This is a genomic window from Bacillus sp. F9_6S_D1_P_5 (assembly GCF_054823925.1).
The window spans coordinates 18156-41989 of the sequence record NZ_JBTREW010000033.1 but is presented as its reverse complement, the minus strand read 5'-3'; the positions used below and the strand labels follow the sequence as shown (position 1 = coordinate 41989).

General features: G+C 34.9%; 30 protein-coding genes, 2 pseudogenes and 1 riboswitch. Of the genes and pseudogenes, 19 read left to right on the top strand and 13 right to left on the bottom strand.

Annotation, left to right across the window (positions count from 1 at the left end; translation table 11 throughout):
* The first annotated feature begins 250 nt into the window (after positions 1-250).
* From ACUXEY_RS26435 to ACUXEY_RS26420, 4 genes are all read left to right on the top strand, one after another.
* A complete protein-coding gene (locus tag ACUXEY_RS26435) occupies positions 251-733 on the top strand; it encodes an LPXTG cell wall anchor domain-containing protein (protein ID WP_461301943.1) in 483 nt (160 codons plus the stop codon).
* A gap of 89 nt (positions 734-822) precedes the next feature.
* The gene (locus ACUXEY_RS26430; RefSeq protein ID WP_098346787.1) at positions 823-1443 is read left to right on the top strand and encodes a class D sortase; all 621 of its coding nucleotides are present in this window, start codon (positions 823-825) and stop codon (positions 1441-1443) included.
* 38 nt (positions 1444-1481) lie between these two features.
* The gene (locus ACUXEY_RS26425; protein WP_461301942.1) at positions 1482-2171 is read left to right on the top strand and encodes a response regulator transcription factor; all 690 of its coding nucleotides are present in this window, start codon (positions 1482-1484) and stop codon (positions 2169-2171) included.
* On the top strand, positions 2168-4042 hold the full coding sequence (locus tag ACUXEY_RS26420) for a sensor histidine kinase (RefSeq protein ID WP_461301941.1): 1875 nt from the start codon (positions 2168-2170) through the stop codon (positions 4040-4042). Before ACUXEY_RS26425 ends, ACUXEY_RS26420 begins: the two co-directional genes overlap by 4 nt.
* 208 nt (positions 4043-4250) lie before the next feature.
* On the opposite strand, the gene thiT is transcribed toward ACUXEY_RS26420, so the two are convergent.
* Positions 4251-4919 carry an energy-coupled thiamine transporter ThiT gene (thiT, locus tag ACUXEY_RS26415; protein ID WP_461301940.1) on the bottom strand — a complete coding sequence of 223 codons (669 nt, stop codon included), beginning with the start codon at positions 4917-4919 and terminating at the stop codon, positions 4251-4253.
* 85 nt (positions 4920-5004) lie between these two features.
* Positions 5005-5106: riboswitch (TPP riboswitch) on the bottom strand.
* A 194-nt stretch (positions 5107-5300) separates the two neighbouring features.
* Here thiT and ACUXEY_RS26410 point away from each other — a divergent pair.
* Genes ACUXEY_RS26410 through ACUXEY_RS26400 form a run of 3 tightly spaced genes read left to right on the top strand, consistent with a single transcriptional unit; the run spans position 5301 to position 7700 of the window.
* On the top strand, positions 5301-5528 hold the full coding sequence (locus ACUXEY_RS26410; protein WP_000060518.1) for a FeoA family protein: 228 nt from the start codon (positions 5301-5303) through the stop codon (positions 5526-5528).
* The gene (feoB, locus tag ACUXEY_RS26405) at positions 5525-7513 is read left to right on the top strand and encodes a ferrous iron transport protein B (RefSeq protein WP_461301939.1); all 1989 of its coding nucleotides are present in this window, start codon (positions 5525-5527) and stop codon (positions 7511-7513) included. Before ACUXEY_RS26410 ends, feoB begins: the two co-directional genes overlap by 4 nt.
* 16 nt (positions 7514-7529) lie before the next feature.
* Positions 7530-7700: a FeoB-associated Cys-rich membrane protein gene (locus tag ACUXEY_RS26400; RefSeq protein WP_429599244.1), complete on the top strand. Its 171-nt coding sequence runs from the start codon at positions 7530-7532 to the stop codon at positions 7698-7700.
* A 36-nt stretch (positions 7701-7736) separates the two neighbouring features.
* Here the strand turns inward: ACUXEY_RS26400 and ACUXEY_RS26395 are convergent, their stop codons facing one another.
* Positions 7737-8315: a lipoprotein BA_5634 family protein gene (locus tag ACUXEY_RS26395; protein ID WP_461301938.1), complete on the bottom strand. Its 579-nt coding sequence runs from the start codon at positions 8313-8315 to the stop codon at positions 7737-7739.
* Positions 8316-8716: 401 nt separating this feature from the next.
* Between ACUXEY_RS26395 and ACUXEY_RS26390 the strand changes: the two genes are divergently transcribed.
* The 5 genes from ACUXEY_RS26390 (at position 8717) to ACUXEY_RS26370 (ending at position 11539) form a co-directional block, all read left to right on the top strand.
* Complete coding sequence (locus tag ACUXEY_RS26390; protein ID WP_000110287.1) at positions 8717-9382, top strand: PspA/IM30 family protein; 666 nt, start codon at positions 8717-8719, stop codon at positions 9380-9382.
* Positions 9383-9462: 80 nt separating this feature from the next.
* On the top strand, positions 9463-9867 hold the full coding sequence (locus tag ACUXEY_RS26385; RefSeq protein WP_087958430.1) for a DUF350 domain-containing protein: 405 nt from the start codon (positions 9463-9465) through the stop codon (positions 9865-9867).
* 21 nt (positions 9868-9888) lie between these two features.
* The gene (locus tag ACUXEY_RS26380; protein WP_000051761.1) at positions 9889-10395 is read left to right on the top strand and encodes a DUF4178 domain-containing protein; all 507 of its coding nucleotides are present in this window, start codon (positions 9889-9891) and stop codon (positions 10393-10395) included.
* Between the two features lie 12 nt (positions 10396-10407).
* Entirely contained in the window at positions 10408-11223 is an 816-nt protein-coding gene (locus ACUXEY_RS26375; RefSeq protein ID WP_088093589.1) for a DUF4247 domain-containing protein, read from the top strand.
* Between the two features lie 97 nt (positions 11224-11320).
* Positions 11321-11539: a hypothetical protein gene (locus tag ACUXEY_RS26370; protein ID WP_461301937.1), complete on the top strand. Its 219-nt coding sequence runs from the start codon at positions 11321-11323 to the stop codon at positions 11537-11539.
* Between the two features lie 161 nt (positions 11540-11700).
* Here ACUXEY_RS26370 and ACUXEY_RS26365 read toward each other — a convergent pair whose 3' ends face one another.
* Entirely contained in the window at positions 11701-12573 is an 873-nt protein-coding gene (locus ACUXEY_RS26365) for a YitT family protein (protein WP_000411244.1), read from the bottom strand.
* A 187-nt stretch (positions 12574-12760) separates the two neighbouring features.
* Positions 12761-13795: a YdcF family protein gene (locus tag ACUXEY_RS26360; protein WP_461301936.1), complete on the bottom strand. Its 1035-nt coding sequence runs from the start codon at positions 13793-13795 to the stop codon at positions 12761-12763.
* A 706-nt stretch (positions 13796-14501) separates the two neighbouring features.
* Between ACUXEY_RS26360 and ACUXEY_RS26355 the strand changes: the two genes are divergently transcribed.
* Positions 14502-15326 carry an S-layer homology domain-containing protein gene (locus ACUXEY_RS26355; protein WP_461301935.1) on the top strand — a complete coding sequence of 275 codons (825 nt, stop codon included), beginning with the start codon at positions 14502-14504 and terminating at the stop codon, positions 15324-15326.
* 82 nt (positions 15327-15408) lie between these two features.
* Complete coding sequence (locus ACUXEY_RS26350) at positions 15409-15642, top strand: spore germination protein (RefSeq protein WP_461301934.1); 234 nt, start codon at positions 15409-15411, stop codon at positions 15640-15642.
* Positions 15643-15807: 165 nt separating this feature from the next.
* Here the strand turns inward: ACUXEY_RS26350 and cydB are convergent, their stop codons facing one another.
* Both cydB and cydA read right to left on the bottom strand, forming a co-directional pair.
* Positions 15808-16836 (bottom strand): cytochrome d ubiquinol oxidase subunit II, encoded by a 1029-nt coding sequence (cydB, locus tag ACUXEY_RS26345; RefSeq protein ID WP_429598948.1) that lies wholly within the window; start codon positions 16834-16836, stop codon positions 15808-15810.
* Entirely contained in the window at positions 16826-18175 is a 1350-nt protein-coding gene (gene cydA / locus ACUXEY_RS26340; protein ID WP_429598950.1) for a cytochrome ubiquinol oxidase subunit I, read from the bottom strand. The genes cydB and cydA overlap by 11 nt, the downstream gene beginning before the upstream one ends.
* 224 nt (positions 18176-18399) lie before the next feature.
* Between cydA and ACUXEY_RS26335 the strand changes: the two genes are divergently transcribed.
* Positions 18400-18963 carry a beta-class carbonic anhydrase gene (locus ACUXEY_RS26335; protein ID WP_048529555.1) on the top strand — a complete coding sequence of 188 codons (564 nt, stop codon included), beginning with the start codon at positions 18400-18402 and terminating at the stop codon, positions 18961-18963.
* Here the strand turns inward: ACUXEY_RS26335 and yidD are convergent.
* Entirely contained in the window at positions 18960-19196 is a 237-nt protein-coding gene (yidD, locus tag ACUXEY_RS26330) for a membrane protein insertion efficiency factor YidD (RefSeq protein ID WP_461301933.1), read from the bottom strand. The genes ACUXEY_RS26335 and yidD overlap by 4 nt on opposite strands.
* Before the next feature lie 128 nt (positions 19197-19324).
* Between yidD and luxS the strand changes: the two genes are divergently transcribed.
* A complete protein-coding gene (gene luxS / locus ACUXEY_RS26325) occupies positions 19325-19798 on the top strand; it encodes an S-ribosylhomocysteine lyase LuxS (RefSeq protein WP_001141371.1) in 474 nt (157 codons plus the stop codon).
* Between the two features lie 246 nt (positions 19799-20044).
* On the opposite strand, the gene ACUXEY_RS26320 is transcribed toward luxS, so the two are convergent.
* The 5 genes and pseudogenes from ACUXEY_RS26320 to ytzI form a co-directional block, all read right to left on the bottom strand.
* The gene (locus ACUXEY_RS26320) at positions 20045-20275 is read right to left on the bottom strand and encodes a YczI family protein (protein WP_242252372.1); all 231 of its coding nucleotides are present in this window, start codon (positions 20273-20275) and stop codon (positions 20045-20047) included.
* Positions 20276-20286: 11 nt separating this feature from the next.
* A pseudogene (locus ACUXEY_RS26315) lies at positions 20287-20525 on the bottom strand (hypothetical protein).
* 332 nt (positions 20526-20857) lie between these two features.
* Entirely contained in the window at positions 20858-21088 is a 231-nt protein-coding gene (locus ACUXEY_RS26310; RefSeq protein WP_461301932.1) for a YczI family protein, read from the bottom strand.
* Between the two features lie 44 nt (positions 21089-21132).
* Positions 21133-21316 (bottom strand): annotated as a pseudogene (locus ACUXEY_RS26305) (hypothetical protein).
* Entirely contained in the window at positions 21309-21458 is a 150-nt protein-coding gene (gene ytzI / locus ACUXEY_RS26300) for a YtzI protein (protein WP_461301931.1), read from the bottom strand. Before ytzI ends, ACUXEY_RS26305 begins: the two are co-directional and overlap by 8 nt.
* 83 nt (positions 21459-21541) lie before the next feature.
* Between ytzI and ACUXEY_RS26295 the strand changes: the two genes are divergently transcribed.
* From ACUXEY_RS26295 to ACUXEY_RS26285, 3 genes are all read left to right on the top strand, one after another.
* On the top strand, positions 21542-21859 hold the full coding sequence (locus tag ACUXEY_RS26295) for a hydrolase (protein ID WP_098346797.1): 318 nt from the start codon (positions 21542-21544) through the stop codon (positions 21857-21859).
* Between the two features lie 84 nt (positions 21860-21943).
* Positions 21944-22423 (top strand): antimutator 8-oxo-(dGTP/GTP)ase, encoded by a 480-nt coding sequence (mutTA, locus tag ACUXEY_RS26290; protein ID WP_048529549.1) that lies wholly within the window; start codon positions 21944-21946, stop codon positions 22421-22423.
* Between the two features lie 112 nt (positions 22424-22535).
* Positions 22536-23075: a DUF3267 domain-containing protein gene (locus tag ACUXEY_RS26285; RefSeq protein WP_461301930.1), complete on the top strand. Its 540-nt coding sequence runs from the start codon at positions 22536-22538 to the stop codon at positions 23073-23075.
* 38 nt (positions 23076-23113) lie between these two features.
* On the opposite strand, the gene ACUXEY_RS26280 is transcribed toward ACUXEY_RS26285, so the two are convergent.
* A complete protein-coding gene (locus ACUXEY_RS26280) occupies positions 23114-23788 on the bottom strand; it encodes an HAD family hydrolase (RefSeq protein ID WP_461301929.1) in 675 nt (224 codons plus the stop codon).
* Between the last annotated feature and the right edge of the window lie 46 nt (positions 23789-23834).

The following is a 23834-nucleotide window of genomic DNA, read 5'->3' as shown; positions in this document are numbered from 1 at the left end:
TAAATTCTATGATTTTATATTGTTTTCTTTCACTAAAATCAAAAAAGATTCCGGAGTGTTGGGAACCCCTTCAGGGTTTCCCAACACTCTGGAAAAAACATCGCATATATTGCGATGTTTTTTTATTTTTCTACAATGAAATCTTTAAATAAAATATATTTCATCTGCATCTTATATTTATATCTCTTGTTTATTCTAGTAATACATCCGATGCGAAGTGATGTAAAACGTATAAGAGGAGAGAAATAAAATGAAAAAGAAACTATTACCAATTTGTGCGATGGCACTTTTAACAGTAGGATATTCTTCAGTAGCAAGTGCTTCAACTGGAACAGTGACAAAGGAAGAAGCAGCGCAAATACAGCAAGATATAGTAAAAAAAGAAGCAGCGATTCAGGCGCAGCAAAAAAATGATACAGAGAAAAAAGAAGCGGCGCAAGCGCAAGAGAAGAATGAAGGAGCAAAAAAAGAAGCGGCGCAAGCGCAAGAGAAGAATGAAGTAGCGAAAAAGCAAGCGGCACAAGTACAAGAAAAAAGTAATATGGCTAAAGAAGTAGTAGCACCACAAGTGAAAGAAAAGGAAGCTATTGCAAAAAAAGAAGCAGCAAAAGAAGCTGGAGAGAAATTACCAAACACAGCATCTAATAATGTAGCAATGATGGGACTAAGCGCATGTCTTGTAGCACTAGGTACATTATTTGGTTTGAATCGTCGGAATAAAGTTAAGGCATAAATCAAATATTGTCCTATAAAGAATGGCATAATTTCATATATTAAAAATGGTAGGTTATTCCTACCATTTTTTGCATGGAGGGATGAAACATGAAGATACTCAATTATATCGGTATCATATTGATGGCTATAGGGCTATTTATGGGAGCATATTACGCTGTCGAATGGTATAAAGGAAAAAGCTCTGCTCAACAATTAACAAAAAAAGAACTAAAGAGCCTTGAAAATATACAAGATAATGAACTTTCTTCTGAAACACCTGTAACTTCCCAAGTGCCTTCTTCTCAAACAGAACATAAAGAAGGAGAAAAGGTAGCGATGTTACATATACCGAAAATAAAGAAGAAGTTTTCTATATATTGGGGAGCGGATGATGCAACTTTGAAGAAAGGCGTTGGAATGTTCGTTAGTGATTTAACGACAACGCCATCTGGAGGTGGGCATACTGTTTTGAGTGGACACCGGGATACTGTATTTACCGATTTAGGGGAGTTAAAAGAAAAAGATACGCTTGTTTTAGAGTATGATAATAAAATTTACACATATGAAATTCAAAAGACATGGATTACCCATGCAGATGATCGTACTGTTATTATAAAAAAAGAAGAACCGGTATTAACACTGACGACTTGCTATCCATTTGATTATATAGGGGATGCACCAGATAGATATATTATCGAGGCGAAGTTAACTGGTAGTTATTCAAAATGAAGTGATAGTTTCTGAAAACGGAAGGGGATACATAAGTTATGTCAAAAAACATTTTAATTGTGGAAGATGAAGATATTTTGCGTGAAATATTAAAAGATTATTTTTTGAGTGAGCAATATGTAGTGTTTGAAGCAAGAGATGGAAAAGAAGCTTTAGTTGTATTTGAGCAAGAAGAGGTGGATTTAGTTATTTTAGATATTATGTTGCCGGAACTTGATGGATGGTCTGTTTGCCGAAGAATCCGTAAAACTTCTGAGGTTCCTATTATTATGCTGACGGCGCGTGTAGATGAAGATGATACGTTACTTGGATTTGAACTTGGGGCGGATGACTATGTGACGAAGCCGTATAGCCCCCCAATTTTATTAGCAAGAGCGAAAAGATTGTTAGAAAGTAGAAAAGTAACAAAGCAACTTTTAGAGAATGAAGATAATACATTATCAATCAACGGTATTCACGTCCATTTTCCGTCACGCACTGTTATGGTAGATAAAACAGACATTAATTTAACGCATACAGAATTTGAAATATTAGCGTATTTTATGAAAAATCAAGGGATTGTTTTAACACGAGAACAATTGATTTCAAGAATTTGGGGATACGAATTTGCCGGTGATGATCGAACGGTTAATAGTCATATTCGTAATTTGCGAAATAAATTAGGAGAGAAAGCAAAATACATTACAACTGTAGTGCGCACCGGATATAAATTTGAGGGGAATGTATGAGAAAAGGGATTGTACTAAAATTATTTACTCTCACAACAGCATTATGCATGTTAATTTTAGCGACGATATTTATTGGACAAACGATATTTTTTAAACAATATTATGCGAATCGAAAAGTGGAAGATATTAAAGTGAATTTAAATTCTTTTGAGAAGAATTATTTGAATTATACAGGAAGTACAGAAGGAATTCAGAAGTTGGAGCAAGACTTTTTTAGGGAAAATAATACATGGATTACGACATTAGATCAGAATGGGAATTTAAAACATGTGGATGATTTTTATGTAGAGGTTACTTTAGATCGTAGGGCAGAAAAGGAGTTTGGAAAAAAGGTAATCAAAATTCCTTTGTACTATCTCATGAGCATAGATGAAATTGAAGGTGGAACACTCCCTAAGTTGGAAGGACGATCCGTGTATTTTCATGGACTAAACAGGGATGATAGTTTTATTGCTTTTTATTTATATGTAGAAGAAGTAAACTTGAGTTGGCTGAATAAACCGTTAGGTAAGAAATTAGCCGCAAAAGAACCTCAGGTGAGTGATGAGAAGCCAAAAGTCGCTCAAGATGCTAGCATTGTAGAAAGAAAAAAGGTTGCTGGAATTATGAGTGCTGAGGAACAGAAGAGGGCGGCTCAAAATTCAGATTTCAATCTAGAAGGGAAAATTACGAAAGTACAATTCCCTGATGTAAAAGGGCCTGTAAATCCAATCTATAAAAATAATTTATTTTTGGATAATATAAAGGAATTTCAAGCTGATTTATTAGTAAAAGAAAGTAAGCAAATACAAGATGCAACACGAATAATTGATTATGAAAAGAATGATATAAAATATAAATTATTAATGAAACCAATAACAGAAAGAGACGGATCAGTCACATATATTTATGCGATGGCTTCTTTACAGCCTGTAGATGAAGCAGTACAAATGGTACAAGATTACTACATTTACATCATTGCATTTGTAGTCGTTCTCATTTTTCTAGCTTCGTTTTATTATTCAAAACAAATTGCAAAGCCGTTATTAAAAATAAATGATACGACGAAGAAAATAGCGCATTTAGATTTCACCGAAAAAATTCCGATTACTTCAAAAGATGAAATTGGTGATTTATCGAAAAATATTAATATACTTTCTAACAAATTAAATTCTCATATCGGACAGCTTGAACAAGATATTGAAAAGGAAAGAAAGTTAGAAAATACACGGAAAGAATTCATTTCTGGTGTTTCGCATGAATTAAAAACACCGCTGAGTATTATGAAAAGTTGTATTTCTATTTTAAAAGACGGGGTAGCTGAGCATAAAAAAGAGTATTATTTTCAAGCGATGGAGAGAGAAGTAGACAAAATGGATACGTTAATTTTGGATATGCTTGAGTTAGCTAAATTTGAATCTGGTACATATAAAATGAAAAAGGATTCGTTTTATATTGATACAGTAATTGAAGATATATGTGAACATCTATCTGTAGAAATAGAGAAAAAAGAACTTTGTGTTCATAAAAATATATGTTCATTTGAAGTAGTTGCAAATCAAGGCCGGATTGAACAAGTCATTGTGAACTTCATTACGAATGCAATACGTTATACACCAAATAAAGAGGATATCATTATTTCTACAATAGATGAGAAGAACCGTATAAAAGTGTGTATTGAAAATAAAGGTACTCACATTGAAGAAGAGCAATTAGATAAAATTTGGGATCGTTTTTATCGTGTGGATGCATCTCGTCAGCGTTCACAAGGTGGAACGGGTCTTGGTCTTGCTATTTCAAAGAACATTTTAGAACTGCATGATGCTGAATATGGGGTAGAAAATACAGAAGATGGTGTATTATTTTACTTTTACTTACCGAAAAAAGCGTAGATGATGCATGCTACGCTTTTTTTTATTTATTTTCATATTATCTTTACCTAATCTTTATTTTTAAACGATATAATCTGGTTAGAAAATGAGGTTATGTAAGGAGTCGATGAACCGTGCATAGCAATTGGCTAAGTATAATGGTGTTTATTTTCTTTTGTGCATTTATTGTATTTTTAATTGATATTACGATATGAAAAAAGAGCGCTCATTAAGCGCCCTTTTTTTGTGTATTCATTTGATAAGCATTGATGCTTTTGAATAGACGTGGTGAAGTGAGGAATAAAAATATAAGTAAAACTGTACATAAAATAAAAGAACCGAGCATTGTACTGCCGTTTACGATTAATGAATATAGAACTGCTGATTGACCTTTCGGTGCATATTGTCCCCAGAAAATAATACCAGCAATAAAGTGGCAGAAATAGCGAGCAAAGCTACCGATAAATGTAGCAAGGATAATATAAGCAAGGACTTTCTTACCTTGGTTTTGTTTTGATGAAGGTTTTTCTTTGCGGCTACCTAAACTTGATTGTTCTAAGTTATTTTCATTAGACGTTAAAAGTGCTTTTTGAATTGGACGATAGAATAAACCAGCAAATCCAATAAAAGCAAAGGCAATGAAGTACTCAATGAATGCTTGAATAGGTGTTAAAATGTAAGCATCTCCCACGACAATTTGTAATAGTCCCCAAACTAAACCACCTAAGAAAGCTGATTTAAAGCCCCAGCGGTATGCAATAATAAAAATAGGAATCATAGCAAATGAAATGGAACCGCCTGTTGGAAGTTTAAGTGATAATGGTAAAATGTCGATAATCATGGCGAAGGCTGCAAGAATTGCAGATTCGATCATCGCTTGTAAATTGGTGTTACGCATGTTGTCTCCCCCTAAATCCAAGTTGTACAAAAAAGAATAGGTATCATAGGAGGATACGAAATACGTAAATAAAAAGAGGTATGTATTTCGGACGTTTGCACAATCCCTGCGTTAGCATTAACTAACAGGTTCGAAGGGTCGGAACGAAGTGTTCCCTCTCAGCGGCATGGCTCCCCCAGTGATAACGAGATTCTTTATTTGCTATTGTTTATTGTAAGCGAAATGGATGAGAATGGCAAACGAATCGATTATGACAATTATTGAAATAAAATTGTAGAAAAATGTTAATAAATATGAAGTCAAAGGGGATAGTGCTCGAGAAAAAGAGTGTGCTATAATTCTTCTGAAAATAATTATCATTCTCTTCGGAGGGGGAAGGTTATGAGCTTAGTAGATATTAAAATCGGTGAGAAAGTGCTAGTAAAAAGTGTTCAGTCTTTAGATCATTTATTAAAGAGAAGATTGGCTGCTTTCGGTCTTTCTGAAGGAAGCGAACTTCGCATGAAGCAAAAAGCGATGTTCAAAGGTCCTTGTACATTGGAGTGTCGTGGACAGTTAATTAGTATTCGTCATTGTGACGCGAAAATGATAAAGGTGGAATTAGCGTGAATAAGGTAGCTTTGCTAGGGAATCCGAATACAGGGAAGACATCATTATTTAATGCACTTACTGGTTCTTATGAGTATGTAGGAAACTGGAGCGGTGTAACAGTAGAAAAAAAGGTTGGTAAATTAAAAGATAAGCAAGGAACATTAATTGATTTACCAGGTGTATATGATTTGAATCCAGTTTCGCGTGATGAAGGTGTTGTTACGAATTTTCTACTAACAGACGAGTTTCATCATATGTTAAATATAGTGGATTCTTCGCAATTCGAGAGAAATATGCATTTAACATTGCAATTACTGGAATTTGGAAAGCCAATTTCAATTGGATTAAATATGGTCGATGTGGCAAAGCAAAGAGGAATTATAATTGATGTAAAACGATTATCAGAACTATTAGGTGTAACAGTCGTTCCTGTCGTTGCAAGAAGCGGAAAAGGCTGTGAAGAACTACTTGCGACTCTTAAAGAAAATGACAAAAACGAGAAAAAGCCATTCATTATTTCATATGGTGTACTAATGGATGAAGGAATTGGAGAGGTAATTTCTCTTTTAGAGAAAGAGAATTATAAGCATCCGAGATGGTTAGCCCTTCAATTTTTAAGCAATAACGAAGTAGTAGAAAAAGAAATGAAAGCATTACTAATTTATAAGGAACTTGTAGCCATTCGATCTCGTCTAGAAGGAAAACTTGATTGTACGTTGGAAGAGCATATTTACAAAACTCGTGAAGCGTATATTGAAAAGTTAAAAACAAATGTTATGAAGCATGAGAAAGAAGGGAAAATTCCTTTTTCGGAAAAAGTTGATAGGTTAATTACACATAAAATTTTAGGACTTCCAATCTTTTTAGCAGTTATGTTTTTTATTTTTCAGGTTACGTTTACGTGGATTGGGACACCTTTATCGGATATGTTAGATGAATTTTTTGGCGGAAAGCTTACGGATTGGGTAACGGCTGGGCTTACAAGTGTTGGAGCTTCTGATTTTATTCAAGCGCTCGTTACAGAAGGTATTATTGCCGGTGTTGGTGCGGTATTAGTATTCGTTCCACAAATCTTTGCACTATTCTTTTTCATTTCATTATTAGAAGACTCAGGATATATGGCGCGAATTGCAGTTGTTATGGATAGAATTATGGAGTTCTTCGGTTTAAACGGAAAAGCGTTCATTCCGATGATCATCGGTTTTGGATGTAATGTTCCAGGTATTATGGCAGCGAGAACGATTGAACAAGAAAAGGAACGTTTACTTACAGTTCTTGTAACACCGTTTATGTCTTGTTCGGCACGTTTACCTGTATACGCATTATTTGCGGGAGTATTCTTCCCTCAAAGTCAGGCAACTGTGGTGTTTTCTTTATATGTTGCAGGTATCGTTCTTGCATTACTCGTTACAAAAATTATGTCTCTTACCATTTTAAAAGCGGAAAAATCTATTTTCGTTATTGAACTACCTCCTTACCGCGTGCCACAAGCGAAAACGTTATGGCTAAGCACGTGGGAGAAAGGAAAAGGATTTGTTCGTAAAGCAGGTACATTTATCTTCGGTGGCTCTGTTGTGATTTGGTTATTAAACTATGCAGGTCCATCAGGATTTGGTGTTGATATGGGAGACAGTTATTTAGCGATGATTGGTGGATTTATCGCACCACTATTTGCACCGCTTGGTTTTGGAACGTGGCAAGCTGCGGCATCCCTTTTAACAGGGTTTTTAGCGAAAGAAGTTGTCGTTTCTACAATGGCAATTATTTATGCGGTGAAAGAAGATGTGCTAGGAAATGTAATGGGGGCACATTATACGGCGCTATCAGCATATGCATTTATGTTCTTTATTTTATTATATGTTCCGTGTTTAGCGACAGTAGCTGTTATTAAACGTGAAACAGGATCAGCGAAGTGGACGATTTTCTCTGTCGTATATCCACTCGTTGTTGCTTATGTATTAACGCTCATTATATACCAAGTTGGATCTTTACTCGGATTTTAGAAGGAGATGTATTGTGATGATGGTCAATATTATAATTGGATCTATCATTTTTGGTTATGCAGCATACACGTTAGTTAATTTTGTAAAGAGAAGTAAAAAGGGAAAATGCGCAGCATGTTCTTTACATAAATCATGTCAGTCGCAAACTTGTAGTCCGGATATGGAGCAAGTGGCTCATAATAAATAGAAAAAAGCTTTGCGAATTTCGCAAAGCTTTTTTGTTTTATTTTTTAATTTTTACAAGTTGAGAAGCTTCTACTCCGTTGTAACCAGGGAATTCTTTACTTGGGTCTTTATCGAATTTTAATACCCCAACAGATTTTTCATCACCTTTTACATTTCCGTAAGTTGCATCGTCAACAATCGCGAACATGTCTGCATATGAACGGCCACTTCCGATAATTGTGTTGCCTTCGTATTTTAATTTTGCTCCATCAAGTGTAGCATTTTCTACTTTTTCTTTAGCGAATAATACACCTTGTTCTGCTGTTACAGCTGGCAATTTATCAAGTGGTTTTGTGTCGTCTTTTTCATCAACTTTGCTAAGTAATTCTTTCATCACCAGTTTTTCACCAGTTTTCTTATCCATGACAAGAACTTTTTTACCCTCTAATGTAGTCATTTTCATTTTATAGAAGTCTTTTTCCTTCACTTCTTTTTTGTTTTTATCTGTAATTTGCTGAACTTGCTCTTCTGATCCATACAGTACAAAGCCGTTCGCTTTCTCTCCTAATAAAGAACAACCTGATAATGCTCCTAGTGAAATTGCTGCTGCTAATCCGATTCCTACTAATTTTTTCATGATGATTTCTCCTTTTATATGTTTTATAGTAAATACATTTTTTGTATTAGTTCTGAAATGATGAGAAGCTTGTTTGTTGCTTCTGGTATTAGCGTATAAGAAATATGAAAACGTAACTATCGAGTTAGCTTACAGTAACATTACACTTATGTAATTTAGTGAAATTACACAAAAGTAAGTTAATTTAAAATGGAAGTAATGAGAATATATTAGAAATACAATATTGTATCTAGAATGTCATATTATATTGGATGTATTTTGGAAATAACATGTAAGGACATCTTCGTTTTGTTATAATAAACACATAGCTGTAAAAATGACTATTCTTTACTGTTAAGGGAGATTTTTATTTTTCCGAGTAGTGAATTTGAAATATGAGGTATATCATAGGAGGAATTTGGATGTCTGTATTTAAACGATTAAGAGATTTAACTATGTCGAATGTGTATTCATTAATTGAGAAAGCAGAAGATCCAGTTAAGATGACGGATCAATATTTACGCGATATGCAAGCAGATGTACAAGAAGCTGAGAAAAGTGTAGCGGCTCAAATTGCACTTGAGAAGAAATTTAAAATATTATTTGAAGAGCAAGAAGCACTTGTGAAAAAACGTGAAGAGCAAGCTCATATGGCTGTTCAAGCAAGCAATCTTGATCTTGCGCGTCGTGCTCTTGAAGAGAAACAAAACGCAGAACAAAAGATGAATGAGTATAAAGCAAGCTATGAGCAAAACAAAGCTGCTGCTGATAATCTTCGTCTGAAGCTAGAAGAAATGCGTAAGCAATTAACAGAGCTGAAAAATAAACGTGAAACACTTGTAGCACGTGTAAATGCGGCGAAAGCACAAAAGAACATTAATCAGGCGATGTCTGGATTTGATTCAAACTCAGCAAAAGCTGGTTTAAGCCGTATGGAAGAGAAAGCTCTTCAATTAGAAGCTGAAGCAGAAGCAAGCGGCGAAGTTTATAAAAAAGAAAAGTCATTAGATGATGAATTCGCAAGCTTAAACAAAAATTCTGCTGTTGACGATGAATTAGCTCGTATTATGAAGCAGTATGAGAAATAATATAGAATAGAGACAAATGAACCGACATGTCTAAATAAATTCATGTCGGTTTTCTATTATTTTTTAGAGGAGGTTTTGCAATGACATGGACAAATGTAGTAGCCATGCTTGTATGGACTGGAGCAAGTGCAGTACTTTTATTTGCAATTATGTGGGTTGATTCAATTTTTACGAAATACAATGATTTAAAAGAAATAAAGAATGGGAATACAGCTGTAACAACGCGTTTCGTCATGAAATTATTCGCGCAAGGGTACATTTTATCTCAATCGATAACGAAAGCAAATGACTTATGGCAAGCGCTACTTGCATCAGCAGTTTCTTTCGTTATTTTATTAGTGGTAGAAATGTTTATCGAATTTGTGTTAAAGAAAATAGCAGGTTTAGATTTAGAAGAAGGTACGAAAGAAGGCAGTATTGCGCATGCGATGTTGGCCGGATCATTACATATCGTTGGTGCACTTATTTTAGGTGCTTGTTTATAAAGAGAGAAGGAGGGGTAGATCGTGAGTTTATTTAAACGAATTAAAAATATAATGAAGAGCCCAGAGCCGCCGAAACCAGAAAAAAGTTTGTTAACGTTAGCTCCTGGCGATATGGTTGAAGTTTCATTAGTTATGTACGAATTAACTGGGAAAACGAGTATGCATTCTCGTAAAGAAATTGTTTTAACACTGCAAGACGGGAAAGATATTCGTTATTTAAAAATTGAAGACCGTGAAAATACGTATTACAAATTATATACACCAATTGATGGTCGCTTAGATTCGATTGATGAAATTCCGACGACAATTGAAATGGATGATACAGAGTACCACATGGAAGAGCAGTATAACGGACGTGTTGTTGTGATGGGAAAAACACCATTCTCTGCTTCAGAGGAACAGTACGTATGGGAATTCCAATCAGATAACCGAAAATTATTACGTATTGAATGGCAAAATGGTCGCACAATGATGTATGAGGGAGAAGCAATTATTCCTGCTGATGTACAAATTATAAGAGCAACGTAAGGGGGCGTAATCATGTCAAACCGATTGTTTACCATGATTAAATCGTTCGTGATCCCTATACTTGCTATCGTTACATTACTTGTTGTTGCTGGATATGCCTTATCAGGTTGTCAAGGCGGACAGACAAAGTCGATTCAAGACCGTTATCCGCTTGAATCTGTCGCAAAGGAAGGTAAACAAGAATCTTACGTGTATAGGGCCGCCAATCGGTCAGTTCCTGAAGTCGCAAAGGAACTTATAGCTGAAAGGAAACCGAAGCAAGCATCTAAAGAAGACGAAAATCAAATGTTCCTCGTTTATTCTGATAAAATGTATAATTTGCAAAAGGATAAAGAGAAACCATCTGATACGTTAATTGAAGTAAGCAATGAAGAATTTGTCCGTCAAAATTACCAACCATCCTTCCTGCAAGGATATATTATGGGGAGTATTTTAAACGATATATTCGGTTCACGAAAATCATCATACGGTGATTATCGCGGATATAATGACAGACAAAATCATAAACCAGTTATTCCAGAAAGACCACCTACGAAAGAAGAAAAGAAAACACCTCCTCCAATTACGAAGGAAGGGAAAGGATCTATCATTAAGCGAGGCGATAATGTAGATTCGAAACCTTCCGTAGGCGATACAGGAAGTATTACGAAAAAAGGAAGTAGTACGCCTCCGCCTTCTACTGGAAGCAAAGGGAAAATAACGAAAAATCCAGGTGGTTCAAGCGGATCAGATGTGAAGCCGAAATCATCTATTAAAACGCCGCCAAGGAATACATCTCCTCCGAAAACGAGGGTCGGTGGTTCAGGAAAGATTACGAAGAGAAGATAGTTAGAGAGACCGAAAAGTGGAATTCGCTTTTCGGTCTTTTTATTATGGAAATTAATTCCTTGTAGCTGGTACAATTAATGTATAAGGAGGGATTAGTATGACTATGTATAAAAGATTTAGTGTAATAATGTTCCTCGTATTATTTGTAAGCCTGTTTATTAGCACAACGATGAAATTTCACTTTGTAGTAGGTATTCTATGGATACTATGTACATGTACTCTCTTTCTATATGTTCCGCTCCGCTTTCAACAAGAAGTGCCCGCCTTTCAAAAATATGTATCATGGATTAAGAGAGGAAGAAGATGGGGAGAGTAAAAGTACATCAGCGATTATTGGAATATATCGACCATAACTTTAAATATATCGGCGATTATCGGCATATATCGACTTACCGACAAAAACTGATAACAATAGCAGCTTCATAATAAAAAGAGGCAATCCCGAAATTCGGGACTGCCTCTTTTTTTGCATAATGATTAATGAATATCACGTTTCTTAAAGTTACCGCCTTTTACTTCTGCTACGTCATAAACTGTAATAAAGGCGTGTGGATCGATTTCATTAATAAGTTCTTTCATTTTACTTTCTTCTAAACGGTTAATTACACAAGAAATTTCTTTGAATTTCTCTCTTGAATAACCACCGTACACTTCGTTATATGTTGCACTTCGGCCTAAACGATCGCGAATGGTTTCTACCATTAATTCAGGCTCTTTCGTAATGATTTTAAATGCTTTTGAACCACTTAAACCAACTTCAACGATATGAATCACTTTCGAAGCAATAAAGTAAGCAATTGCCGAAAGGATAGCTCCTTGAAGACCGAATACTGTTGATACGAAAATAAATACGAACATGTTTAAGAATAAAATAAGGTCACTTGTTCCAAAAGGTAACTTACGAGAAAGCAATACAGCTAGCATATCGATTCCATCTAATGCGCCGCCGTTACGTAATGCTAGTCCCATACCGAAACCGATGATAATACCACCAACAACTGTAACAAGTAGTGTATCGCCTTCAATAATAGCTGGTATTCCGTGCATAACAACAGTGCCTACTGCTAATGAAGCAATCCCGATAATAGAATAAATTGCAAAGCTTTTACCGATTTGTTTATATCCTAACCAGACGAAAGGAATGTTAATAACTGCGATTAGAGCCCCTAATGGTAATCCAAATAATCTTGAACTAACGATACTTAAACCAGTCACACCACCGTCTGATACGTTATTTGGAATTAATACTGCTTCTAATCCGTACGCTGTGATAAATGCCCCAATAATAATCATCAAAGCTTTAGAAGCAATTTTTAGCTTATTGGGCTTGTTTTTGATAATTTTCTCCATGTAATTTCCTCGTTTCAAACTAGTTTCTTATTTGTTACGTCATTCACACCTAACTTCCATTTTAACATTTTATTTGAAAAAATTCTCCTTTAATGGATGTATGCAGGGAATATTATGACCATATTAACTTTAAAATATTTTTGAAATGAGTATAAGAAATCCCATCCTTTCAAAGGATGGGAGACTATTAAGAAATGATAAAACTAAGCACGGATAGGAATAAAGAAAATCCTAAAATAGCTCCGCAAACTTTCATATGACGCTTACGTCCCATCACAACGATTGCGACATATTCACGAATCATTGCATTAGGCCAGTAATAAAAGGCAGTTTTTGATCCGATTCCTTGGCTATTAAGACCTGCTTGCCTAGCATATATACCAGCGCGGAAAAGGTGGAAATTGTTCGTTGTAAAAATGCTTCTGTACTTACCTTCAGGTTTTAAAGAATCCATAATTTCTTTAGAGAATGACATATTTTGATATGTGTTTACCGAACGATTTTCTTGTACGGTATGTTTAAGCGGAATTCCTTTTTCAACAGCGTATTTTTGCATCGCTTCTGCTTCTGGAAGGCCTTCATCTGGACCTTGTCCGCCAGAGAAAATAATTGTTGGTGGTGTATTTACAGCCACTTGTTTCCAATAAAAATCGATCGCTTTATTAATACGACTTGCAAGTAAAGGTGGTACTTTATCATTAATTAAGCCGCTACCAAGAACGATAATGAAGTCTTGATTACGCCTTGGTCTGTTGAATTGATATAAAAAATAAGCGGTTAAGAAGTTAGATAAGTGTATAAAGAAATATAAGGTTATAAGAGAAATACCACCAAAAATAGGTTGGAAATGTGGTGAAAATAAGTTAGCTGGATTTATGATAGCGAGTAGTATGCATAATAAAATCCCTAAGGCTGCAATTAAGGTTAAAGAGTTTGTAAATCGTCTTCCTTCACGCTTCATCAAGATTCTCGCATTAAGAAATAGCCCAAACATTAAAGCAACGATACCAAAAGGTATCATTACAAGTAGTGCTAACATAGGTAGAATAACGATAAAATGCAAAGAATTACTACCAGACTCATATGAGGCTATAGCGCAAAATAATAGAAATGAACAGAAAAAGGCATTAAATAAAAAGCCGTTTATTATTTTTCGTGGATCCTTTAAATAAGAGATAAGAAAAATAATAAACAATATAAGGGGAATAATTCCGAAATACATAAATATAGTACACCTCAATTTGTATAAGAATTTGACATACCATTTATATTACATGATTTTATAATTGAAAATGAAAGAAAAAATGATTTAGAATTTTCTCAATAAAATATATAGATACATATGTTACAATGTATGTAAAGCGATATATTAAAAGTAAAATGGTTGAAGAGGCACTCTATGGAGTGCCTTTTCTTTTTCGTATGTAATTATGCATATTATATTTATTTTCAAGTAAAGAGGATTAAAATATAAGTGGTAGGTAGACTATATAAAGCAGAATTTTATACAAACATTTCCCTCTACTTTTTGTATCTAACAATCGTATAACAATAAATAATTCTGTTTTATAGTGTCTGTTTATAAAAGTGTCTTCTTTGAAGGCACCTTTTTTGTTTAGTATAGAATGTTTTTACTGTTTGCATAGTGGAAACTATCTATACTAAACATTAGCAATCTTCCGTATAAACATTATCAATTTACTATATATTCCAGTGGTGTTAACCTACATATGAAAGGCTTTCTTTTTCAAAATATTACCCCTAATAAATTTTTGAAGAAGTCAACTGTCTCCAAAATTGCCATTCATGCTTAGCAAAAAAGAATCCTGCTGGATTCTTTTTTGTGTTCGACAGAATATGACAAATTATATTTATATAATTTGTTATATTGTTAAATGATTATTGTGGAAAGAGAAGGAGACTTAAGTATGGAATTTAAAAAATTAATTTTAACAGGTGCACTTGTTGCAACTACAGCATTTACTTCAATTGGAACAGCACAGGCAAGTGCAGATTTTAAAGATGTTCCAAACAATCATTGGTCTTATAAAGCGATTATGGATTTAGCAAATAAAAACGTTGTTGCTGGATACGGAAATGGGCTTTTTGGATTTGGTGATGATGTAACACGTGAGCAAGTTGCTGCTCTTATGTTCCGTCAATTAAAACCGACAGTAAAAGAACAGTATAACAATCCATATAAGGATGTTACGGATCGTTCAACTAGGTTTAAAAAAGAGATTCTTGCTTTAACAGAGATGGGTATATTTACTGGAGATGGCACAGGAAACTTTAGACCGAAAGATTCGTTAACTCGCGATGAAATGGCACAAATTTTGACAAAGGGATTCCAATTGCAAATAAGAGGGGATCATAATTTCCCAGATGTAGATAGAAATGGATGGGCGAACCCTGCGATTACTGCAATTAAATCAAATTATATTACAGCTGGAACTGGTGATGGTACATTCGCACCTAGAATGCATGTAAGTCGTGAGCAATACGTTCAATTCTTATATAATGCAACGTTACCACTTGAAGAAAGACCAGGAGCAAAACAACCACAACCGAAACCAGAAGTAAAACCTGAAGTGAAACCAGAAGTAAAGCCTGATCCGAAACGTTTTGCTAATTGTAAAGAAGCAAACGATGCTGGATATTATGATATTACAAGAGACAGCCCGTATTATGGTAAGCATTTAGATCGTGATGGCGATGGAATTGCTTGTGAAAAAAAGAAAAAAGGTAAATAAGAAAAAGCACTCAGGCTGAGTGCTTTTTCTTATGGAAGCAAGCTATTTTTGTAGGCGATTCTCATACACTAAAAGTAACGAAATGAAAGTAGGTGACAAAATGCCATCAGTTGTGGAAGGTGTTATTATTGAAAATTGTAACGGAACAATTAATTTAGGTGATAAATATAACGTGCAGCCAATTGAAAAAACGAAAGCTTATAATGGATCGGGATCATCGAATACTGGAAAAAAAGTACAAACATTTAATGGGATTAGTACAGCAGATGTAGGGGATAGCGATGCCAATGATCAAGGAATACAATTTACTTTATAGGGAAATATGTAAAATTGCATAAAATGATGAACTTACCTTGTGCTACAATCTAGCTGTGAGCTGTTAATGATTCTCTGTATTATAGTTGTTAGATTAGAAATATAACATCCTATCAAAAATCATACGTATAAAAAAGACACTTCAAACGAAGTGTCTTTTTTCATTTTAGTGATACCCTTTAGCAGAGTCTTTATGAATTTTATTTTTAAAGATACTGTAGCTCCAAAGTTGATATCCAATAACAATTGGTACCATAACCATTGCAACGAAGAACATAATTTTTAAGTTTAACTCACTACCTGCTGCGTTATATAACGTTGTGCTGTATGCGTCGTTAATACGTGACGGTAACATTCTTGGGAACATACCTGCAAAGCCAGTCGTCATAAACATTGCGATTGTTAAGCAAACGAATGTGAATGCGAGACCAATTTTATGTTTGTACACCATAATAAGTGCGAGTACACTCATTAACATGGCGAGTACTGGAAGAATGAATAGTACCGGATACTCCGTGAAGTTTTGAAATAAGTTTGTACGATTTGCAGTTGCTACATAGAAAATAGCTAAAATGATAGCAGCTGCCATTGAAAATGGTCTTGCAATTTTATAAGCACGATCAGATACTTCACCAGTCGTTTTAATCATAACCCAAAGGGCACCAGATACGACGAATATAGCAGTGAAGAACAGACCTCCTAAAATACCGTAATGATTTAGTAAGCTAAGTAAATTTCCTTCATAGCCATTTTTTCCGATTTGTAGTCCGTAATAAAGGTTAGCGAACGTAACCCCGAATAAGAAGGCGATTAGGAAACTACCAATTGTAAATGCCCATTTACAAGTTTTTTGCCAAATTGGGGAATCGTCTTTATGCATGAATTCAAGTCCAGCAGCACGAGCAAACAGTGCAAGTAATACTAAGAATAACGGTGTATATAAATAACTAAACATATTTGCATAGGTGACTGGGAAGGCAGCAAATGTTGCACCACCAGCTGTAATTAACCATACTTCATTACCACCCCAGAAAGGGCCAATTGCTTCTTGTAATTGATTTCGTTCTTGTCGGTCTTTCGCAACGAAAGGAAAAATCATTCCGTTACCAAGTGCATACCCATCAAGAATGAAGTAAACTGTCCAAATTACGCCCCATAAACCAAACCAGATGATCGCAAGCATATCATGAGACATGAGCTGTACCTCCTTCAGTAGCAGGCTCTTCTAATGCAGCAGGTCCTTTTTTCGCGAACTTCAGCATTAAGTATACGTCTGCGATTAAAAGTAAAGTGTAGAACAAGATTAAACTAATTAATGAGAACCAAATTTGCGGAACAGATATAGGTGATACAGATTCTGCTGTACGCATTAGTTTATAAACCGTCCATGGTTGACGGCCTACTTCGGCAACAATCCAACCAGCGTTAATTGCGATATATGGTAGTAAAACAGACCACATTGTAACTTTTAAATAACGTTTTGAGTTTTCTAGTTTTCCTTTTCGGTTTAAATAGAAACCGTACCAAGTTAATGCCATAAAGAACATACCAAGTGCAACCATTAAGCGGAAGCTATAGTACACGAGGTTAACGTTTGGGCGATCTTCTTTCGGAATATCTTTTAAACCAACAATTTCTCCATCAAATGAGTTTGTGTAGAAGAAACTTCCTAGTTTCGGAATCGTAAGGAATTCAAAGTTCTTTTCGTTTTTTACATCAGGAATTTGAACGATCGAGAAGCCTTGTCCTTTTCCAGTTTCCCAAACAGCTTCCATCGCAGCTCCTTTTGCTGGTTGATATTTAGCTGCGGATACACCAGACTGATGCCCCATAAACGGTGTAACAGTTGCAGCGAATAAACCTAACAGTAAACCAAATTTGAATGATTTTTTGAAGAATTCCACTTCGTTTTTACGTAACAAATGATAGGCACTAATTGCCATAACGAAGAAAGCACCAACAATATAACAGCCAATTACAGTATGGAAGAACATGTTCCAAGCATATGGATTTGTAACAAGTGCCCAGAAATCATTTAATTCAGCGCGGCCGTTACGTACGACGTAGCCAACCGGATTTTGCATAAAGCCGTTTGCTGTAATAATCCAAAGTGCGGAAATATTTGTTCCAAGTGCAACCATCCACATACAGAAGGCACGGAACTTTGGTGAAATTTTGTCTTTACCGAATAACCATATTCCCATGAAAGTAGATTCTAAGAAGAAGGCAACGAGTGCTTCGATTGCGAGAGGGGATCCGAAAATATCTCCCATATATTTGGAGTACTCAGACCAGTTTGTTCCAAATTGGAATTCCATCGTAATCCCGGTTATAATCCCCATGACGAAGTTAATTGTAAATAATTTACCCCAGAAATTTGCCATTTTGCGATATGTTGGATTCAATGTGCGGGCGTATTGAGTTTCCATACATGCCACTAAAATAACAAGTCCGATTGTCAAAGGTACAAATAAAAAGTGATAAAAAATAGTAATTGCAAATTGAAAACGACTCAGTAACAGAACGTCGGACATAATAAATATTCACTCCTTTTTTACATTATCTACAATTAGTTTATAGTGAAAATAAGAGTGTAGTATGTGAGACTTGTTACAAAGCTGTGTGTATATTTTGAAAGAATTATGTCGGTTATCTGAAAATATATCGCTTTTATAATATTGCAATATACTTTTTGTGTTTTTCATATTTTGGTACACTGTTTATGTAGTGTAAACGAGAGAAAAGAGGGTCCTTTACTATGAAGTCATTAGAAGAGATTTTGCAGTACAATGAAAAATTCGTTGAAGAGAAGAGATATGAAGAGTTTGTAGCAGGGAAATTTCCAAACAAAAAGATGGTAATTATTTCTTGTATGGATACGCGTCTTGTTGAACTATTACCAAAAGCAATGAATATGCGTAACGGTGATGTGAAAATTATTAAAGTAGCAGGTGCTGTTATTTCACATCCATTCGGAAGTATTATGCGTAGTATTTTAGTTGCTGTATACGAGCTTGGTGCGGATGAAGTATGTGTAGTTGGTCACCACGATTGCGGTATGGCTAAAATTCAAGCAAGCAGTACAATCGAAAAAATGAAAGAACGCGGTGTAACAGAAGAAAAATTAGATACACTTCGTTATTCTGGAATCGATTTAGAACAATTCCTGCGCGGTTTCTCTAGTGTAGAAGAAAGCGTAGAACATAGCGTATCAGTACTTCGTAACCATCCGTTACTTCCTGAAGAAGTACCTGTTCACGGTCTTGTTATTAACCCTGACACAGGAAAATTAGATTTAGTTGTGAATGGCTACGACAATTAAGAATTTACTTTGTCATCCTTTTTATCTGGGACAGGATCAAATCCTCCCGGGTGGAAAGGGTGACATTTTAATATACGCTTACATGTAAGCCAAAACCCTTTCAAGGCACCATGTTTTTGAAACGCTTCTAACCCGTAATGAGAGCAGGTTGGATAAAAGCGACAAGTTGGTGGTGTTATCGGAGATATGAACTTTTGATAAAAGCGTATAATCTCAATAAAAATCTGTTTCATAACGGTCTCCTTTTCAGCATATTCTTAAAGTATTATAGCACGACTGTACATAATACTTTACTAATGTGCATTTCCGTTATATCATATTGGATATAACGGAATTAAATTAAAAGCGGGAGAGATGTTGTATGCCATCAGTAGAAAGCTTTGAATTAGATCATACGATTGTAAAGGCGCCTTATGTAAGACATTGCGGAGTTCACAATGTAGGTAGTGACGGTATTGTAAATAAATTCGATATTCGTTTCTGCCAACCGAATAAACAAGCAATGAAACCAGATGTTATTCATACGTTAGAACATTTATTAGCATTTAATTTACGTAAATATATTGATCGTTATCCGCATTTTGATATTATCGATATTTCACCAATGGGCTGCCAAACAGGATATTATCTTGTAGTAAGCGGAACACCGACGGTTCGAGAAATCATTGATTTATTAGAATTAACATTAAAAGATGCGGTTCAAATTACAGAAATTCCAGCTGCAAATGAAACGCAGTGTGGCCAAGCGAAGCTTCACGACTTAGAAGGAGCACAACGCTTAATGAACTTCTGGTTAAGCCAAGATAAAGATGAACTTGAGAAAGTGTTTGGATAAAAAGGAAAACTGCCTGTAAAAGGGCAGTTTTTTTGTAGCACCATAATAAATGAAATGATATCGACGATTTTTCAAATATATCGAACGCAACTTGAAATATATCAACGATTTTTTTAATATATCAACGATTTTTTTTATATATCGACGTTTCGACACTGGATATCGATTTACCGACAAAAATTGACAAGGGTATGAAGCGAATAAAAAGAAAAGGCCGTCTAAAATATGTATTGGACGGCCTCTTTTTTAGGAAAATATACTAGACACCCCAACATATAAAACAAAGGCAGAACCGAGAAAATAAACAAATGCTTTTGCTTTTTCCTGTTTCTTTATTTCATCAATTCCAAACAGGATAAACATAATACTCAAAAGGATGAATACGAATGACAAAAGTATAGAGATATTTGCAAAGAGGCTAAATATAGCGAGGATGAGGGCAATCGTTGCTAGTATAATTCGAATGTTTTTAAACATATAATCCTCCTTTAGTAGAACAATATAAATGGAATAACAAAAAAATTGTAAACATGCTTAAACTGATGCTAATGACTCCAATTTACTTTTGTTGTTTTTGAATCGTCTCAATTCCTACTAAAATGCCATATAAACTAAAGAGGAACAAAATGATAGGTGAAAAGGTTTGAAAGTTCATTGTAAATGTACTGTATAGACATAGAATTAAAGTAATAAAAACGATGGTTAGTTGTATTTGTCTAATATGCATTTTAGCACTCCTTAGTAGAAAGAAAATAATTATAAATGCTAAATTGATTGGAATTTCATTCTACATGTAGCGAAAGTAGCTCGATATTAAAAAGAAGAATATAAGACTAGAAACGAAAAAAAACGGAATACTCATTGATTTTCGTCCGGATTGCAATTCGTTAATTCCTAGAAGAATAAAGCTACAACTAAGGATGAATTGCGTGTAGGGGAGAAGTGTGAAATTATCGGTAATAAGAGCATAAGTGCAAAGAGAGAGTCCGAGAAGAGTAATAAATCTTAAAACAATCCGTAATCCGGTTAGCATTATATAACCTCCTTTAAATAGACTATTTATCGGAATAGTTCTGAGAAGCTAAGAAATAAAGCACCAGCACCAGCCATGAAAGCGAGTATACCATTAGATTTTCTATGTTGTTTTATTTCTCCTAGCGCAACAGTGAAAGCCATTAATCCTAAGAAAATGAACATATAAGGCGTCATTTCTCTATTACCAGTAAAATATCCGTATATTACTATACATAATGCAATGAGTGCAAAAGTAATCTGTAATCCTTTTAGCATATATATCCCCCCTGTTATTTTATATAGCTAATGATGAGGAAAATCTAAACAAATCCGATTCTTGAATCTTTTTTCTTTATTTGTTCAAGGGCAATGGGGAATAGTGAAGCTCCTAATAGAAATTGTGCAAGTGGTAGAAAGGTATTTTGAACTGTCGTTAAAGTAATACTAGATATGAATGGCATTGAGTACGATTAAAATAAGTAGTATACGAAGCGTATTATGGATTCTTCTTGTTGTTTTTTGTATAAGGGTTATCTTCTGGTTTATCAACAGAATGTTTATAAGCGTAGCCTTTGTTAATCGTCATGACGGAGAGTACTAGTATGATTAGGACGATGATAATACCGATAATTAATATTTTCAGCATGAAATCCCTCCTTTTCTTTATTTTACATAATTTTGTATTTGATGAAAACAATAGAAATTAAAAGGATGAAAGAAGGGTGTTACATGGAGACGAAAAAAACATATTATATATCAATAGGAAACGGTCAAATTTCACAAGTGAAGACGGCGGATACGTATAATTTTGAGATTGCCGCAAGTGATGAGGAAATTACGGAGTTAAGAGAGTACTTTGATCAAGCGTATGTAGAAGATTTAGGCTCATTTGTACGTTCTCACGTTCCATTTGTTGAGTATCATCACGATTCAAATAATGACCGCTATGATGAACAACTACAAAAAGCATATAAAATGATTTACGATTTAGGAAATCATGAGACGAAAGAATTAGTCGCGCAAATGGGAATAATCAATGGATTATAATTGGATAATATTATGCAGAAAAGCGAGAATATGCTACAATTTGTGGTAGGAAAAACTTGTAACCATCAATAGGGGAGTAATGGCATGTACAAATTTAAAGATTATTACCACAACACTGTACAATTATCGTTTGAACGTTATCCATTTTCTCCTGAGCCAAAGCATGTTTGGGTTGTATGCCGGTACGGGGATCAATGGTTATTAACGCATCATTTACGTCGCGGTCTTGAATTTCCAGGTGGTAAAGTGGAACTCGGGGAAACACCGGAAGAAGCGGCAGTTCGAGAGGTTCATGAAGAAACCGGCGGCATAGTTTCTGATTTAACTTACTTAGGACAATATAAAGTATCTGGAAAAGACAAAATAATCATTAAAAACATTTATTTTGCAACAATTAGTGCGGTAGAAGAACATACGCATTACGAAGAAACGAAAGGATCTGTTTTATTAACAGAAATTCCTGACAACATTAAAACGGATAGAAAATTTAGCTTTATAATGCGCGACGATGTATTGGCGCGTACGATGAAACATATAGAAGAAATCGGCTGTTTTACGAAGTAAAGTGGCCGGTTTCTTTTTTTGTGTGTAAGAACAAATGTAAATATATCTTTATATTGTATTGGATATATTATACAATTTTGCAAAGATATATTTACATTTTAGGAGGGGAAAGATGGATAAAAGAGCAGAAACGACTGTTACTATTTCGATGGTTAAATTAAATATCTATGCATTTCTTATAATATTTGTTTTAGCATTTGGAATTAGTTTTTTGCATGTATTTCTTTCAGGCGGGGTTCAATTGGAATTTACGTTACCAACTATGTTTCTTTTTATTATCGCAATGCTTGTTCTCATTTGTATTCATGAAGCGATACATTTAATAGGCTTTCGCTATATCGGAGGCGTGCCGTGGAGTGAACTAAAATGGGGCGTCAATTGGAAATTAGGTGTTGCATATGCACATTCTAAACAGGCGATTACAGTAAAGCAAATGAAGAAAGTGTTAATGCTACCGTTTTTACCAACTGGCATTTTGCCAATTGTATTGGGATTAGCTATGAATCTGGAGCCACTCTCATTTTTAGGAATTCTACTGACAGCAGGTTGCATTGGTGACATTGCCTTATATCGAAAAGTTTCAAAGTTTCCAGACGATGCGATAGTGAAAGATCATCCGAGTAAACCGCAGTTTACAGTATATGAATCATAAAGGAAGAGGAGGTGTTCGGAAAACGAAACCTCCTTTTACTACTGTCTTGTTTTTGTCTCTACCTCTAAAAACGAAAGCACCTCCAACAAATCATCCACTACACGCGAATGCTCAAAATCACCCCAAAATGAATCTCTTTTCCACACACCAAGAATCCCTACTCGTTCAGAACCAAGCACGTCGTTTTCTGGGTGATCTCCAACGTAAAGACATTCTGTGGCCTTAACATCTAGCTTTTTTAAAGCACGTTCGAAAATCTCAGGATGTGGTTTTTTAATTCCTTCCGCTTCGGAAACGAGAATTGTATTTGTATACGTATGTATGTTTAGTGCACGAAGATTGTTCATTTGAAAATCAGTAAAGCCGTTTGTTATAATGCCGATTTTCATATTTTGTTGTGTTAAACGCTGAAGTAATTCGTGCATGTTTTGGAAAGGAATACAATGATGTTGAAAGTTAGTAATGTAGTCGTGCAACAGTTGCTCGGGCGTTAAAGTAGTAATGTTGTATTCGTAAAGGAGAGTAGCGTATACTTTATCTTTCCACGTATAGCCATTATTATCGAGTTCAAGAAACCGAGAGCAATACTCGGATTTTTCTATGTTCATTAAGTGAGAAGCAAAGCGATTATATTGATCATGAATAAATTGTTCTAAAGATTGGCGCCGATCTAATAGTGTTCCATCTAAGTCGAATAAGACTGCTCGAATCATGAGAAACCCCCTTACAGTTTTTAAAATTAATTATCGCATATTCTTT